The organism is Micromonospora sp. NPDC050686 (assembly GCF_040654475.1).
GTDB lineage: Bacteria > Actinomycetota > Actinomycetes > Mycobacteriales > Micromonosporaceae > Micromonospora.
Window position 1 is genome coordinate 1 of sequence record NZ_JBFAID010000050.1, and the last position, 15,379, is coordinate 15,379.

General features: G+C 73.8%; 11 protein-coding genes and 1 pseudogene. 6 read left to right on the plus strand and 6 right to left on the minus strand.

What is annotated here, in order from left to right; translation table 11 throughout:
* Positions 1–106: 106 nt before the first annotated feature.
* Positions 107–703: pseudogene (locus AB0H57_RS25790) on the minus strand (hypothetical protein); the annotation flags it as partial.
* Positions 704–1,016: 313 nt separating this feature from the next.
* On the opposite strand from AB0H57_RS25790, the gene AB0H57_RS25795 reads away from it, so the two are divergent.
* The 3 genes from AB0H57_RS25795 to AB0H57_RS25805 all read left to right on the plus strand — a co-directional run bounded on the left by AB0H57_RS25795 (position 1,017) and on the right by AB0H57_RS25805 (position 4,105).
* The gene (locus tag AB0H57_RS25795) at positions 1,017–1,439 is read left to right on the plus strand and encodes an acyl-CoA thioesterase (RefSeq protein WP_357510676.1); all 423 of its coding nucleotides are present in this window, start codon (positions 1,017–1,019) and stop codon (positions 1,437–1,439) included.
* 218 nt (positions 1,440–1,657) lie between these two features.
* Positions 1,658–2,872 (plus strand): SGNH/GDSL hydrolase family protein, encoded by a 1,215-nt coding sequence (locus AB0H57_RS25800; protein ID WP_357510678.1) that lies wholly within the window; start codon positions 1,658–1,660, stop codon positions 2,870–2,872.
* Positions 2,873–3,070: 198 nt separating this feature from the next.
* Positions 3,071–4,105, plus strand: coding sequence for a nitronate monooxygenase (locus AB0H57_RS25805; protein WP_357510680.1), 1,035 nt, complete (start codon positions 3,071–3,073; stop codon positions 4,103–4,105).
* Positions 4,106–4,232: 127 nt separating this feature from the next.
* On the opposite strand, the gene AB0H57_RS25810 is transcribed toward AB0H57_RS25805, so the two are convergent.
* The 4 genes from AB0H57_RS25810 to AB0H57_RS25825 all read right to left on the minus strand — a co-directional run bounded on the left by AB0H57_RS25810 (position 4,233) and on the right by AB0H57_RS25825 (position 10,333).
* Positions 4,233–4,670 (minus strand): glutaredoxin domain-containing protein, encoded by a 438-nt coding sequence (locus tag AB0H57_RS25810; RefSeq protein WP_357510682.1) that lies wholly within the window; start codon positions 4,668–4,670, stop codon positions 4,233–4,235.
* Positions 4,667–7,462 carry an FAD-binding and (Fe-S)-binding domain-containing protein gene (locus AB0H57_RS25815; protein WP_357510684.1) on the minus strand — a complete coding sequence of 932 codons (2,796 nt, stop codon included), beginning with the start codon at positions 7,460–7,462 and terminating at the stop codon, positions 4,667–4,669. Before AB0H57_RS25815 ends, AB0H57_RS25810 begins: the two co-directional genes overlap by 4 nt.
* Before the next feature lie 107 nt (positions 7,463–7,569).
* Positions 7,570–10,026, minus strand: coding sequence for a M14 family zinc carboxypeptidase (locus AB0H57_RS25820; protein WP_357510686.1), 2,457 nt, complete (start codon positions 10,024–10,026; stop codon positions 7,570–7,572).
* Positions 10,027–10,138: 112 nt separating this feature from the next.
* Positions 10,139–10,333 (minus strand): putative leader peptide, encoded by a 195-nt coding sequence (locus tag AB0H57_RS25825; protein WP_357510688.1) that lies wholly within the window; start codon positions 10,331–10,333, stop codon positions 10,139–10,141.
* An 87-nt stretch (positions 10,334–10,420) separates the two neighbouring features.
* Here AB0H57_RS25825 and AB0H57_RS25830 point away from each other — a divergent pair, with 87 nt between their 5' ends.
* The 3 genes from AB0H57_RS25830 (at position 10,421) to AB0H57_RS25840 (ending at position 13,990) form a co-directional block, all read left to right on the plus strand.
* Positions 10,421–12,301: a Xaa-Pro dipeptidyl-peptidase gene (locus tag AB0H57_RS25830; RefSeq protein WP_357510690.1), complete on the plus strand. Its 1,881-nt coding sequence runs from the start codon at positions 10,421–10,423 to the stop codon at positions 12,299–12,301.
* Positions 12,302–12,405: 104 nt separating this feature from the next.
* Positions 12,406–13,593 carry a DNA polymerase IV gene (gene dinB / locus AB0H57_RS25835; protein WP_357510692.1) on the plus strand — a complete coding sequence of 396 codons (1,188 nt, stop codon included), beginning with the start codon at positions 12,406–12,408 and terminating at the stop codon, positions 13,591–13,593.
* A 55-nt stretch (positions 13,594–13,648) separates the two neighbouring features.
* The gene (locus AB0H57_RS25840) at positions 13,649–13,990 is read left to right on the plus strand and encodes a hypothetical protein (protein ID WP_357510694.1); all 342 of its coding nucleotides are present in this window, start codon (positions 13,649–13,651) and stop codon (positions 13,988–13,990) included.
* Between the two features lie 73 nt (positions 13,991–14,063).
* Here AB0H57_RS25840 and AB0H57_RS25845 read toward each other — a convergent pair whose 3' ends face one another.
* Positions 14,064–15,347, minus strand: a complete 1,284-nt coding sequence (locus AB0H57_RS25845) for a multidrug effflux MFS transporter (RefSeq protein WP_357510696.1) — start codon at positions 15,345–15,347, stop codon at positions 14,064–14,066.
* Between the last annotated feature and the right edge of the window lie 32 nt (positions 15,348–15,379).

Here is a 15,379-nt window from a genome sequence, read left to right on the forward strand (position 1 = left end):
CCCACACATCACCACCCGACCGCACCACATACAACGAAATCCGACCATCCAACCCCACCACCACACCATCCCGCGACACATCATCCGGCGAACCGTACGGGTTGTTGCGCCACTGCTCGACGGTCTCGCCCCGCAGCACGCTCAGCAGCGCCTGCTTGTTCTCGAGGCTCGTCACCTTGTCCCGGTCCTCGCTGAGGTGGATGTGCCACAGGTGTGACGAGTCGGAGGTGGCGGCCCGCTTGTACCGGAAGTCCCAGCCCTCCACGGTGCTGTCGCTGTTCGCCTGGCCGAAGAACTCCCGCCAGCCGTCGAGTCGCGGATCGTTCGAGTCCTTGCCGGACGCCAACAGGCGGCTGGAGTAACGGGCGATGTTGCTGTAGTCAGCGCTGGTGGTCCGCACGTCGGAGGGCAGAATCAGATCCGGTTGCGGGTCCGACTGGATCGCGGCCAGCGCGAAACTCTGGGCTTCCGGGAAGGTCCAGTCGTAGGCGGCCGCCTTGTCCGACGGGCCGCCCTGATCCTCGGCGTCCCGGACGGAATAGTCGGTGGGGGCATTTCCCGCCCGAGTGTTGTGGTAGCCGGGCTTGTTGGCATAGATCCCGCCGTTCTGCGTTCCCGGCTCCAGTTTCAGCAGTTGCTCCATGAGCCACCACGACGGATCGGTGATCCTCGCCGGATTCGGGTTGTCCGCGGCACTGGCCGGTGGAGGTTCCACGACGACGACGCCGGCGGCGAGCATCGCTGAAATGAGGGCGAAAGCGAAGAATTTGAATAGTGGCCTGCCCACCCTGATGAGTCTGTTCTTCATGTCGACCTTCCCTGGACGCGTGTGAATCGGTGAGGGAGAGGGTGGCGGCTCCTCCTCCACGAGCGGTTCCGTCGGTCTCAAGAACTTCTCCAACCTGCTTCATGCCGGGAGCGCGGGCAGGTACGGCCGCTTGGTCGGCGGCTGTGATGCCGGACACCGACGTCCGTGGCGGGCCCGTCGGGCCCGTGGGTGCGCATAGGGTCTGGCCATGGGAGATCCGTTCCGGGTGCGCATCACCGTCCGTGGTTACGAGCTGGACACCCAGGGCCACCTGAACCAGGCGGTCTACCTCCAGTACGCCGAGCACGCCCGGTGGGAGTGCCTACGCGCCGCCGGCATCTCGCAGGACCAACTCCTCGCCACCGGCGTAGGTCCCGTCGCCCTCGAGGTCACCCTGCGGTACCTGCGGGAGCTGCGCGGCGGGGACGAGGTGGACGTGACCTGCGAGTTCCGCTGGGGCGAGGGGAAGACGTTCCAGCTCGTCCAGGACTACACCCGCGCGGACGGCACCGCGGTGGCGGCGCTGACCGGGGTGGGTGGACTGCTCGACCTGTCGGCCCGGCGGCTGGTCGCCGACCCGCGGGAACGGTTCCGGGCGCTGGCCGCCGATCCCGGGCCGCTCGACCTCTGAGAGCCTTCACCGGGCTCACCCGCTCGGCATCGTTCCTTGTCAACGGCCACTGGTCGCATCCGCGGCGCCGCTCATCGCACCATACGGCCCACTGACCGCATTGATCTCATCTACTCACATCTTTGCGTTGCCTCCTGATCACGTTGCGTGATTCCATCGTCGCGCTGGCCAGCCAGTTGTTCGACTGGACGAGGGAGCCAAGTGTGAGATCACAACGCATGCGAGTTCGTCTGGCCGCCGTCGGCGCGATAGCCGTCGTGCTCGGCCTCCTGCCCACCACCGCGGTGGCCCAGCCCAACGGGCGTATCGACTGGATCGGTAGCTGGACCGCGTCCGTGGCCGAACCCAGGACGACCGGCACGTCGGCCACGGGCTTCACCGACACCACCCTGCGCCAGGTGGCGCACCTGTCGGTCGGTGGCGACAGCCTCCGCGTACGCATCAGCAACGTCTACGGGACGACGCCGCTGGCCGTCGGCGCGGTCACCGTGGCGCCCCGCGCCACCGGCGCGGGCACCCCGCAGGTCGACGCGCAGGCGCTGCGGCCGGTGACCTTCGACGGCGCGCGGTCGGTGACCATCCCCATCGGCGTCGAGTGGCGCTCCGACCCGCTGCCGATCCCGGTTCCGGCCGACACCGACCTGGTGGTCAGCCTGTACCTTCCCGGACCTACCGGGCCCACCACCTGGCACCCGGCCGGCTACGCCACGTCCTTCCACGCCGCCGGCGACGCCACCTCGGACGGTGGCAGCGCCTTCGCCCGGCTGGACACCGCGCGGTACTTCCTCTCCGGGGTGGACGTCACCTCCCGGGCCGCCGGTGCCGTCGTCTTCTTCGGCGACTCCATCACCGACGGGGTCGTCTCGACCGTGGACGCCAACCTGCGCTACCCGGACCAGGTGGCGGACCGGCTGCTGCAGCGGCCGGAGGCGCGGCAGTGCGGGGTGCTCAATGCTGGCATCAGCGGCAACCGGCTGCTGACCAACGCGGGCTCCGCGGGCGACTCGGCCCTGGCCCGGTTCGACCGGGACGTGCTCGGCCAGGCGGGCGTCCGCTCCGTCGTGCTGCTGGAGGGCATCAACGACATCGGCAACAGCCGCGGTGCCCTGGAGCCGGAACAGCTCATCGCGGTCTACCGGCAGTTCATCGCGCGGGCGCACCAGGCCGGCATCCGGGTCGTCGGTGCCACGATCCTGCCGTACGAGGGGGCCGGCTACTACAGCGAGGCTGGCGAGGCGGATCGGCAGGCGGTCAACCAATGGATCCGCACCTCGGGTGAGTTCGATGCGGTGGTGGACCTCGACGCGGTCACCCGGGACCCTGCGGATCCCGGCCGGCTCAACCCGGCGTACGACTCCGGTGACCACCTGCACCCCGGTGACGTCGGCTTCAGCGCGATGGCCGGAGCGGTGGACCTGCACAAGCTCTGCTGAGCGGCAGCGGCGGTGGACGTCGACACCACAGGGCGGCCGGGCGGGCCCGACGGGGCTCGCCCGGCCGGCGTCCCCGCTGCCGCGCCGCGTGTTTCGACCGGGTCAGCAGCCCGGCGACCGCCGGCCCGAAGGCCAGGCCGCGCCGAGGATCGTGCTGGCAGGGACCGCGGTGCCGGGCGCGGACGGCAGACTGGACGGGTGGACAGGCGACGCAGAGAGCTGCTCGGGGTGGACGTACCGGTCGTCGCGGCGCCGATGGCCGGTGGACCGACCACCATCGGACTGGCCGCGGCGGTGGGTGTTGCCGGCGCGTTCGCGTTCCTGGCCGCCGGCTACAAGACGCCCCAGGCGGTGGCCGACGAGATCGCCGCGGCCCGCGCCACCGGCCGCCCGTTCGGGGTGAACGTCTTCGCGCCGACCCCGGTGCCCGTCGGCGAGGCGGAGTTCCGCCGCTACGCGGCCCGGATCGCCGGCGAGGGCATGCCGTACGGGCTGGACCTGGCGGCGGCCGTCCGCGTCGAGGACGACGACCGTTGGGCGGCGAAGCTCGACCTGCTCGTCCGCGACCCGGTGCCGGTGGTCAGCTTCACCTTCGGCCTCCCGCCCGCCACCGTCGTACGGGACCTGCGCCGGGCCGGCAGCCGGGTGCTGGCCACGGTGACCGACCCGGCGGAGGCCACAGCCGCCGCCGCGCTCGGGGTGGACGGGCTTATCGCCCAGAGCGGCGACGCCGGCGGCCACTTCGGCACCTTCACCCCGCACGACCCGCCACCACCGCGCCCGCTGCCCGAGCTGGTCGGTCTGGTCGGCGGCCGGACCGGCCTGCCCGTCCTCGGCGCGGGCGGGGTGGGCGGCGGCGGCGACGTGCGGGCCGCGCTCGCCGCCGGGGCGACCGCGGTCCTGGTCGGCACCTTGCTGCTGCGGGCGGACGAGAGCGGCGCCAGCGGCACCCACCGCGCCGCGCTGGCCAATCCCCGCCACGACCGGACGGTGGTCACCCGGGCATTCACCGGACGGCCGGCCCGCGCGCTGCGCAACGACTTCGTCGACCGGTACGACGCCCACGCCCCGCTGGGCTACCCGGCGCTACACCACCTGACCCGGCCGCTGCGTACCGCCGCCGCAAAGGCCGGTGACGCCGACCGGCTGCACCTGTGGGCCGGAACCGGCTGGCGGGCCGCCCGGGCCGCTCCGGCGGCCGAGATCGTCGCGGACCTGACCCGGGCGCTGTGACCAGCGGGCGGCTCGCGCCTCACCGTCGCCGCCACGCCGCGCGGGCCCGGCCGGATCGGCTCGTCGGTCCTGGGTCAGGATCGGGCCGGTCACGGCCCGGTGGTGACCTCCGCCGGGGCCACCGGCACTACGCCGTCAGCCGCCGCCGCAGCCACACCGGATCCGGGTTCACCACCGCCTCCTCGCCCGCCACCACCGTCGGGACCGTCTCGTCGCCACCGGTGACGGCTCTGACCGCCGCCGCGCCGGCCGGGTCGCGCCAGATGTCGACCCAGTACGCGCGGCGCGCGAGGCGGCCAACCCGCAGCCGCAGCCGCAGGCAGTAGCGGCAGCCCGGCCGCCAGTACACGACCGGCCGGCCGTCGGCGGCGCTGCGGCGCTGCGCCTCGGCGGCGGGCAATGACCTCGGGAAGGCCAGTGGCGAGAACAGGAACGCGAGCGCCGCGAAGATCAGGAACTCGACGACGGCCAGTCCCATCCGGTCCGCGCCGGCCGCGGCCAGCGCCCCGCACGCCAGCATCAGGCCGGCGAACGCCCATCTCCGCACCTCGGCGAACCGGCTCACCCGGTGACCTCGGCGAGGAGTTCGAGCAGGTGCCGGTACGGCTGGCCGGTGGCCCGGGCCAGGCCGATCTCGCAGGTCCGGTTCACCGAGGCGTACCCGTCGAAGGACCGCTCGGCGACCGCGCGGGCCTCCGCGCGGGTGGCCGAGGCGGTCAGCTCCGGGTGCAGCAGCCCCCGGTCGCCGGCGAACCCGCAGCACTGCCAGCCGTCGGGCACGACGACCTCGTCGGCGACCGCCCGGGCGACATCGAGCAGCGCGTCGTCCAGCCCCAGGCGGGTCGACGAGCAGGTGGGATGCAGCGCGAGGGAGGCGAGCCGGCGCCGCACGGTGAGCCGGGGCAGCAGCTCCGCGGCGGCGTACGCCACGGCGTCGACGACCCGCGCGCCACCGGCGTCGGCGGCCAGCTTGGCGAAGCCCTCGGTGCAGGAGGCCGCGTCGCTGACCAGCGGCAGCGCGCCGGCGCGGGTGGCCGCCCACAGCGCCGGCGGAACCCGGTCGCGGACCGCCTGGTAGCCGGCGGTCAGGCCCTTCGACGACCAGGGCGTGCCACAGCACATGGCGGCCACCCCGTCGGGCACCAGCAGCCGCACCCCGGCCCGGTCGGCGAGGGTGAGCAGCGCGGCGGCGACCCCGGTGCCGCCGGGGGCCGGCGCGAAGAGGGTGCCCAGGCAGGACGGGACGAAGACCGCGTCGGGGTCGTCGACCGGGTGCGGTCGGCGCACCGTCCCGCCGCGCGGCAGGTCGCGCCGCCACTGCGGGACGCGGTCCGGGCCGAGCAGCGCGCGGGCCGCCCGGGTGGCCGCCTCGGGCAGCGCGGGCGGCAGGGCGCCGGCCAGGTCCAGGCCCCGGGCCGCGCCCCGGGTGGTGGCGGCCCAGCGGCGGGCGGCGCCCCGCCAACCGGCCTGCGCGGCCCGGCCGTTGCGCTCGGCGCGCAGCCGTCTCACCAGGTCACCCGTGTTGATCAAGACTGGGCAGGCGGTGGCGCACATGCCGTCGACGGCGCAGGTGTCCACCGCGTCGTAGTCGTACGCGCGCTCCAGCTCGCGGGCCAGGGCCAGGTCGCCGTCGGCGCGGGCCGTGGCGATCTCCCGGCGCAGCACGATCCGCTGCCGGGGGGTCGTGGTCAGGTCGCGGCTGGGGCAGACCGGCTCGCAGTACCCGCACTCGACGCAGCGGTCCACCTCCTCCTCGACGGTCGGCACGGTCTTCAGGTGCCGCAGGTGGGCGGCCGGGTCGTCGGTGAGCAGCACGCCCGGGTTGAGCATCCCGTCCGGGTCGCAGAGCGTCTTCAGCTCCCGCATCACCGCGTACAGTTCGTCGCCGAACTGGCGGCGCACGTACGGGGCCATCACCCGACCGGTGCCGTGCTCGGCCTTGAGCGTGCCGCCGTGACCGAGGACCAGGTCGACCAGTTCCTCGGTGAAGTCGGCGTAGCGCGCCGGGGCCACGCCGTCGGCGAACCGCTCGTTCAGCATGAAGTGCAGGTTGCCGTCCTTGGCGTGGCCGAAGACGACGCTCTGCTCGTACCGGTGCCCGGCGAAGAGGTCGGCCAGCGCCGCGCAGGTGTCGGCGAGGGCGGCGACCGGGACGGCGACGTCCTCCAGCAGCGCGGTGGTGCCGGCGGGGCGGGCGCCGGCGACGGCCGCGTACAGGCCCTTGCGGATGTGCCAGAGCGCGGCCCGGGCGGGCGCGTCGCCGGTGAGCCGGGCCGGGGCGGTCAGCGGCAGCCCGGCCAGCGCCGGGCGGGCCTCGGCGACCCGCGCCGCGAGGGCGTCCGGAGTGGACTCCTGCCACTCCACCAGCAGCGCGGCGTGTGCGGAGACGGGGAGGCCGCGCAGCGCGGCGTCCGCCTTCGGGTCGGTCTGGGCGACCCGCAGGGCGGCGGCGTCGAGCAGCTCGATCGCCGCCGGCCCGGCGGCCACCAGCGCCGGCATGGCGGCCATCGCGGCGGTCAGGTCGGCGAAGACGAGCAGGCCGGTGGCGGCGTGCCGGTGCACGGGTACGGTGCGCAGCGTCGCCTCCGCCACGAAGGCGAGAGTGCCCTCGCTGCCCACCACCAGCCGGGTGAGCAGCTCCGCCGGGGTGTCGTGGTCGAGGAACGCGTTCACCCCGTACCCCATGGTGTTCTTCATGGCGTACTGGGCGCGGACCCGGCGCACCGAGTCGGGGTTGCCGCGGACCCGGTCGCGCAGCCGCAGCAGGCCGGCGTGCAGCTCCGGCTCGGCGGCGCGCAACCGCTCGTCGGCGTCGCGGGCCCCGGTGTCGAGCACGGTGCCGCTGGGCAGCACCAACCGCGCCGACTCCAGCGTCCGGTAGGTGTTGAACTCGGTGCCGCAGGTCATGCCGCTGGAGTTGTTGGCGACCACGCCGCCGACGGTGCAGGCCGACTCGCTTGCCGGGTCCGGGCCGAGCTTGCGGCCGTACGGGGCGAGCCGGGCATTGACCTGCCGCAGCACCACCCCGGGCTGCACCCGCACGCGGCGGCCGTCGTCGAGGACGGTCAGGTCGCGGAAGTGCCGGCGGGTGTCGACCAGCAGCTGGTCGGTGACCGCCTGCCCGCTGAGGCTGGTGCCGCCGGAGCGGAAGGTCAGCGGGGTGCCGGTGCGGCGGCTGTGCCGCAGCAGCGCGCCGACCTGCTCGGCGTCGGTCGGGGTGACCACGGCACTGGGGTGCAGCAGGTAGTGGGAGGCGTCGTGGGCCAGCCGCAACCGGTCCGCGGCCCGGGTCCGCACCCCACCCGGCACCGCCGACTCCAGTGCGGCCAGCGCGGCCCCGCTCAGTTCCGGCGTCATCAAACCTCCCCCGGCTCACCCTAGCCAGCCGGGTCGGGCCGGTGCGGGCCCGGAGGGACGTTCCCGTCCGGGCCCGCACCGACTGGCGATCACCTGCCGCGTGACGCTCAGGGCTGGGCGGCCCAGAGCAGCGCCCGGCCCAGCTGCGCCTGCAGCCCCTTGGGGTGCAGGCGGAACGTCGGGTCGGTGCCGAAGAGCACCACCCCGTTGCCGCCGGGGCTCACGCTGCGCACGAGGCTGGCCTGGTTCGCGGCGGCGGCCTGCCCGTTCGTCCCGGCGCCGGAGGCCGCCCACCAACCGGACAGCAGCGGGTCGGCGGCGTACGACTGCTCGACCGTCACGCCGTCGCCGAGGTTGGTGAACCAGACCGGCTGGCTGATGAACGAATGCGGGATGGCCCCGGCGGTGACCGGGCCACCCCGGTTGACGACGTTGGCGACGCCGCTGGCCAGCGACGGGCCGGCGGTGGCCGTGACGGCCAGCAGCGACGCCGCGTTGCCGAAGTTCGCCCCGGCCGTGCCCAGCCCGACCACGCCGCCGCCCCGGGCCAGGAACGCCTCCAGCGCCGCACGGTTCGGCGCCGTCAGGGTCGACAGGTTGAGGCTGCTCGCCACCAGTAGCACGTCGACGTCGGCGGTGAGCGTGTCGGCCAGCGTCGCCGCGGTGACGGCCCGGGTCGAGAAGCCGAGTTCGCGCAGCGTGTCGCGCTCCTCGAGGGCGCCCAGGTAACCGACGACGATCTCGTCCAACGGGGTCCCCCGCCACCCGGCCGGGGCGCGTTCGAAGGTCACGCCGTGCGCCCGCACCTCGTCCTGGAACAGCTGGCGGCTGCCCGGCACGGCCGGGATCGCCACCGACCCGTCGGCCAGCCGGTAAACCCGGACGCCCCTGCGGATCAACGAGTTGACCACCAGCAGGTCGGCGGCATCCTGGAGGTCCAGCCGCAGGTCGCCGTCGGCGGAGGGCAGGTCTCCGGCGGCCACGCCGTCGTAGACCCGGGTCAGCTGCACGTCCGGCAGTTCGTCCCAGAGGGTGTCCACGGTGGCACCCCAGGTCAGCCCCTGACTCCACGCGGCCGGACCGGCGTAGAGGTCACCCACCCGGTCGGTGATGTCGGCGCCCGGCTCCAGCAGCGAGTTGACCAGGCCCCGCTTGGGTTGGTGCAGGTCGACCACGTACGAGCCGGCCCGGTAGTCGTTGCCCTCGGCGCGGAAGTCGTGCTTCGCCCGCCACACCCGGCCGCCGCTGCTGATCAGCAGGTCGACCAGCCGGGCGGCCGCCGGCTCCGAATGCTGTCCGGGTCCACTGGGGATGACGTACGAGCGGGGAAAGACCGTCCGGTAGTTGTCCTCCGGTCCCCAGCCCGGCACGTAGCCGTCGGGGATGTCCCGCAGCGGCTCGCCGGCCCAGCCGCGCCGGTAGACCTCCGCCTGGTCGTGCAGCACCTCGGCCCGGTGATCCTGGATGTAGCGCAGCGACGTCTTGATCGCTACCTCGTGCACGTCCGTGTTGATGCCGGAACGGCGGACCCGCTCCTGCGGGGTCAGGTTTCCCCCGCGCGGATTGAGCGGCGCCTCGATGGTGTACGGGATGCTGCTCTGCAGCATCGCGAACGAGGGCACGTAGATCGGTGGGAAGTCGTCCCAGACGCCCGGCGCGTCGTCGCGGAACGGAATCCGGGCCCGCTGGGTCTCGGGATGACCGAGCGCGCGCAGGTTCTCCTCGATGGCCAGCGCGTTCGGCAGGCCGTGCTTGATGTAGAGGTCGTACTCGTTGTTGACGTTGTGCGGCGGGGTACTCGGGTGCAGCAGCGTCGGGTTGACATAGCCGTGCAGGTCGAGGGTGATGATCGGTTTGGTGTCGATGACGAGTTCGCGGATCAGGTTCGTCTCCGGCTGCGAGACGATGGTGAGGTCCCGGTTGAGGTCGTAGCCGGCGTTGTTGGCGCGGGTGCCGGCGACCCGACCGTCGGGATTGGCGGTGATGTTGAAGACCAACCGGTTCCGCTCCAGCAATCGGGTGACCTCCGGGTCGGTGCTGGTCGCGTACTCCTCGATGACCCGCAGCGCCGCGTCGGTGCCTTCCCACTCGTTCCCGTGGATGTTGGCGTTGACGAACAGCGGGGTCTTGTAGCCGGCCAGCAGTCCAGGGTCGGTGCGGGCTCGGACCGGTTCGTCCTCCAGCAGGCGCTTCCATTCCTCCTGCTGGCGGGCCTCGCTGCGGGTCTCGGGGGCGGTGACGGTGACGGCGTACAGGTCGTAGCCACCGCTGGACCGGCCGGCCACCCGGGCGGAGACCCGCTCGCTGGCGGCCTGCAGCCTGTTCAGCGTCGGGGCGATCTCGTCGTAGGGGGTGACGCCGATCGGGATGGATGCGTCGGTTGGGTTGTCGGGCCAGACCGGCAGCACGTTCTGCCGGGGATAGGCGGTGATCTCGGAGGGGCTGACGGGGGACGGCGGCACGGTGGGCAACGCCGAGGCGTGTGCCGGGGACGTCCACGCCGCCGCACCGGTCAGGGCGGCCGTGAGCACGGCCGCGGTCAGGCGTACGGATGTCTTGCGCACGAGGAACAGCTCTCCTGTCGGGAGATTGGGGATGCCATGCGGTGGCGTGGCCGCCGGGCCGGAGACCGGTGGCGTGGGAACGCCCGCAGCGGGCGGAATCAGAAGCCCGGCGTCAGACGCAGGGCCGACAGGCAGCGCTGGCGACGCGCAGCAGGTCGATGTGACCTCGCTTGGTCAGATAGGCGCTTCGCACGACAAGATCCTCATCGAGTCGGCTCGCCGTGTCAACCGGTTCGCTCCGGCGTCTCATGGGGTGGCCGGCTCGGGCTCTCCGGTCGGGTCGAAGCCAGCCGTTCCACCAGGTCATCCCGCACCGCGCGGACCATCGACCCCGGCCAGTGGCGCAACTACCATGACGGCCTCGGGGAGATCCCCCACCTTTCGGAGGACATTCATGCGCCAACGCCGACGCCGTATCCTTTTCGCCGTCACCCTCACCACCTCGCTACTGGCCGTCTCGGCGGCACCCGCCGCCGCCGAGCCGGCACCGGCACCGGAACCCGGGATCGTCGTCCGGGACGGGATCACCCAGCCGGTGTTCTCGTTCGCCGACGCGGTCGAGGAACGGGTGTGGGTCGAGACGACCCTCGACACCGACCATGATGGAAAGCTCGACCGGGTCGTGGCCGACATCTCCCGCCCCCGGGAGACCGCCACGGCCGGGCTCAAGGTCCCCGTGGTCTTCGAGCACAGCCCCTACCGCAAGGGCACCTGGGGCAGCGTCCCCTACCCGAGCGTCCTGGTCGACGACCTGCCGCAGAACGGCCTCACCCGCTCCGCCCGCGCCCAGGCGGAACAGCAGATCGCGATCCAGCGGGCCAGGCCCAACCTGCCCGGCACCCTGGACGACTACTACGTCCCCCGCGGATACGCGGTGGTGCTCGGGCAGAGCGTCGGCACCGGCGACTCCGACGGCTGCCCGACCAGCGGCGACATGGCCGAGACGCTCGGCACGAAGGCCATCATCGACTGGCTGGGCGGCCGGGGCAAGGCGTACAACGCCGCCGGCGAGCCGGTCACCGCCGACTGGACCACCGGCGCGGTCGGCATGACCGGGGTGTCGTACAACGGCACGCTGCCCAACATGGTCGCCACCACCGGGGTGCCGAACCTGAAGACCATCATCCCGGTCTCCGCGATCAGCAACTGGTACGACTACTACCGGGCCAACGGGCTGGTCGTCGCGCCCGGCGGCTACCAGGGCGAGGACGCCGACATCCTGGCGATGTACACCGCCGGCCAGGCCCGCGCCGAGGGCCGGTGCGCCGACGAGATGGCCCAGATCACCGCGGAGCAGGACCGGGTCACCGGCGACTACACCGACTTTTGGCGGGACCGGGACTACCTGCCCGGGGCGAAGAACGTCACCGCCAGCGTCTTCGTCGTGCACGGGCTCAACGACTGGAACGTCAAGACGGAGAACTTCGCCGGCTGGTGGGACCGGCTCGCCAAGAACGACGTGCCCCGCAAGATCTGGCTGCACCAGGGCGGGCACGGCGGCCCCGGCAACAATGCGACGGTGACGCTGCCCGGCGGGCAGGCGTGGACCTACAAGCAGACCGAGAACCGCTGGTTCGATTTCTGGCTGTGGGGCGTGCCGAACGGCATCATGGACGAGCCCACCGCCGTCCTGCAGCGCGAGAACCGGTCCTACACCACCTACGCCAACTGGCCGGACCCCGCCGCCCGGGAGGTGCCGCTGCGGCTGACCGCGACCAGTGCGACCGAGCCGGGCGGCCTGATCAGCAACGGCCCGGCGAATCAGCGTGAGGAGCAGTCCTTCGTGGACGAAGGGCGCACCATCAGCCCGCGTACGCTGGTGGCCAACCCCGACGCGGCCAGCGAGAACCGGCTGGTCTACCGCTCGCCGGTGCTGACCCAGGACGTACGCATGTCGGGGCGGCCCGAGATGCGGTTGCGGATGTCCATCGACAACCGCGCCGACGCGAACCTGACCGTCCACCTGGTCGACTACGGCGCGCCCGGCGCCACCACGGCCCCGGTCGTGGTGACCCGGGGCTGGCTGGACCCGCAGAACCGGACCGGCCGGTCGCACACCACCGCCGTGCAGCAGGGGGTCATGTACGACTACCGCTGGACGCTGGAGCCGAAGGACTACGTCTTCCCGGCGGGGCACCGCATCGGGGTGGTCGTGCTCTCCAGCGACCAGGACTACACGCTGCTGCCGCTGGGCGGCACCCGGCTGACCGTCCAGCCGGGCGCGAGCAGCCTCACCATGCCGGTCGTCGGCGGCCGGGACGCCCTCGGCTTCTGACGCACCCCGGCCCGGACGGTCCGCGGACCGTCCGGGCCGGCCCGGCACGACACGTTCCGGCAGGTCAGTGGCGCTTCATCGAACACCTGTGCGAAGATGTGCCGGTGCCGCCGGACGCCACGATCCTGCACGCCGACCTCGACGCGTTCTACGCCTCGGTCGAGCAACGCGACGACCCCCGACTGCGCGGCCGGCCGGTGATCGTCGGCGGCGGGGTGGTGCTGGCCGCCAGCTACGAGGCGAAGGCCCGGGGCGTACGCAGCGCCATGGGTGGCCGGCAGGCCCGCCGGCTCTGCCCGGACGCGATCGTGGTGCACCCCCGGATGGCGGCCTACACGGCGGCCAGCCGCGCCGTCTTCGAGGTCTTCCGCGACACCACGCCGCTGGTCGAGGGGCTCTCCATCGACGAGGCGTTCCTCGACGTCGGGGGCCTGCGCCGGCTCGCCGGCCCCGCGCCCGACATCGCCGCCCGGCTGCGCCGGGAGGTCCGCCGGCGGGTCGGCCTGCCGATCACGGTCGGCGTGGCTCGGACGAAGTTCCTCGCCAAGGTGGCCAGCGGGGTGGCCAAACCGGACGGGCTGCTGGTGGTCGAGCCGGGCCGGGAGCTGGAGTTCCTGCACCCGCTGCCGGTCGAGCGGCTGTGGGGTGTCGGCCCGGTGACCTCGACGAAGCTGCGCGAGCGGGGCATCCGCACCGTCGGCCAGGTCGCCCGGCTGGACGAGGCGACGCTGGTGTCGCTGGTCGGCGCGGGCGCCGGCCGGCACCTGCACGCCCTGGCGCACAACCGGGACCCACGGCGGGTCCAGGTCGGCCGCCGCCGCGGCTCGATGGGCGCGCAGCACGCCCTCGGCGGCGCCGGCACCACCCCCGGCGACCTCGACGCGATCCTCGCCGGGCTGGTGGACCGGGTGGCCCGGCGGATGCGGGCGGCGCACCGCTGCGGCCGGACGGTGACCCTGCGGCTGCGCTTCGCCGACTACAGCCGCGCCACCCGCTCGCAGACCGTGGCGAAGGCGACCGCGCAGACCGGGCCGCTGCTGGGCACGGCGCGGGCGCTGCTGCGGACGGCCCTGCCGGAGATCGACCGGCGGGGCATCACGCTGATCGGGGTGTCGGTCGGCAACCTCGGCGGCGGCCACGTGCAGCCGCCGCTGCCGTTCGCGCCGGATCCGGGCGTCGAGCTGGACGCGGCGGTGGACGCCGTCCGGGACCGGTTCGGCTCGGCCGCGCTGACCCGCGCGGTGCTGCTCGGCCGCGCCCCCGGGCTGGAGATGCCCCGCCTGCCCGACTGACACAGCCCTCCGGCAGGGCTTTCGCGTTCCGGCCGGGCGGGTCATGCTGGACGGCATGGGAGAGGTGCTGCCGATACCCGACTTCGGTGACCTGTTCACCGACCTGCGGGGCGAGGACCGGACCATGCGGGTCAGCTACCACCCGGAGCGCGGCGCGGTGGTGCTGTCGCTGTGGACCCTCGGCAGCTGCCGCGCCTCCTTCCGGCTGGCGGTCGACGACCTGCCCCGCCTGCGGGCCCTGCTCGCCGGCATCGAGACGGCCGCCGCCGGGGCGCCGCCGCGCGACGCCGGGCCGGCGGTCCCCACCGCCGCCGCCGTCGAGGCGGCGGCCGACCAGACCGGCGACATCCCGGGTACGGCCCACCGGCGTGCCCTGCCGGCGCCCCGCGTCGCCTGAGCACCGGGACCGGTCCCGCCGGTGGGCGTCGTCGCGCTCGCGCCCGTCGGCCGCCGGCGACGCGCGGGGGCCGTCAGTGGGTGGCCACCGGGACCACGGCCGGCGCGACGTCGGGCAGCCGGCCGGGTCGGGCGACCGCGAACAGGGCGACGGTCGCCGCGGCCATGCCACCGGTCACCACCACGGCCATCGCCACGCTTCCGTTGCCGAGCACGCCCACCAGCGGTGCGGCCAGGGCGCCGACGCCGAACTGGACGGCGCCGAGCAGCGCGGCGGCGGTGCCGGCCGCCTCACCGTGGCGGGACAGGGCCAGGGCCGGGGCGTTCGGCAGCGCGAGCCCGGCGGCGGCGAGCACCACCCACAGGGACGCCAGAATGCCGGCGAGGCCGCCTACGCCGGTCGCGGCGAGGGCCAGCAGCACCAGGGCAGCGGCGGTGCCCACGCCCAGCGCGGCGACGAGGATCTGCCGCGGCGAGTACCGGCGCAGCAGCCGCACGTTGAGCTGGGTGGCCGTGATCAGGCCGACGGCGCCGGCGCCGAAGGCCAGCCCGAACTGCTGCTCGTCGAGCCCGTACTGCTGCTGGAAGACGAACGAGGAGCCGGACACGTACGCGAACAGGGCCGCCATGGCCAGGCCGGTGACCAGGACCAGGCCGATGTAGGTGCGGTCGCGCAGCAGGGTGCGGTAGTCCCGCAGCACGGCCGGCACCCCGCCGTGGCGGCGCCGCTCGGGCGGCAGGGTCTCGGCGAGCCCGAACGCGGCGACGACGGCCAGCAGCAGGCCGAAGCCGGCGAGGGCCACGAAGACACCCCGCCAGTCCGACCAGCGCAGCAGGCCGCTGCCCAGGGTCGGGGCCAGGATCGGCGCCGCGCCCATCACCAGCATCAGCCGGGAGAAGATGGTGGCGAAGGCGGCGCCGCTGAACAGGTCGCGGACGACGGCCGTCGCCACCACGGCCGCGGCGGCCACCCCCAACCCCTGGAGTACGCGCAGCACGCCGACCAACCCGACGTTCGGCGCGACCACGCACAGCGCCGAGGCCACGACGTGCAGCCCGATGCCGGTGAGCAACGGCAGGCGGCGTCCGACCGCGTCCGAGAGCGGGCCGATCAGCAGTTGCCCGATGGCGAGGCCGGCGAGGGTGCCGGTCAGCGTCAGTTGGACGGCCGCCGAGGTGGTGTGCAGGTCGGCGGCGATGGCCGGCAGGGCGGGCAGGTACATGTCGATGGTCAGCGGCCCGATCGCGATCAGCGAGCCGAGGACGAGGACGAGTCGTAGCCGTTGCCGGGGGCTCATCAGCTCACCGGAGAGTCGGGTCGGGGCGGGCGCGTCGGTCAGCTCGGCTGCGGTGGTCATGAGGCGAGCTCCGTCCCGGCCCGGGCGGAGAA

What these genes read in the sequence shown, in the direction of transcription:
- AB0H57_RS25795 (WP_357510676.1), top strand. Translation starts at nt 1,017, where the DNA reads ATGGGAGATCCGTTCCGGGTGCGCATCACCGTCCGTGGTTACGAGCTG.
- AB0H57_RS25800 (WP_357510678.1), top strand. Translation starts at nt 1,658, where the DNA reads ATGCGAGTTCGTCTGGCCGCCGTCGGCGCGATAGCCGTCGTGCTCGGC.
- AB0H57_RS25815 (WP_357510684.1), bottom strand. Translation starts at nt 7,462, where the DNA reads ATGACGCCGGAACTGAGCGGGGCCGCGCTGGCCGCACTGGAGTCGGCG.
- AB0H57_RS25825 (WP_357510688.1), bottom strand. Translation starts at nt 10,333, where the DNA reads ATGACCTGGTGGAACGGCTGGCTTCGACCCGACCGGAGAGCCCGAGCC.
- AB0H57_RS25830 (WP_357510690.1), top strand. Translation starts at nt 10,421, where the DNA reads ATGCGCCAACGCCGACGCCGTATCCTTTTCGCCGTCACCCTCACCACC.
- AB0H57_RS25840 (WP_357510694.1), top strand. Translation starts at nt 13,649, where the DNA reads ATGGGAGAGGTGCTGCCGATACCCGACTTCGGTGACCTGTTCACCGAC.
- AB0H57_RS25845 (WP_357510696.1), bottom strand. Translation starts at nt 15,347, where the DNA reads ATGACCACCGCAGCCGAGCTGACCGACGCGCCCGCCCCGACCCGACTC.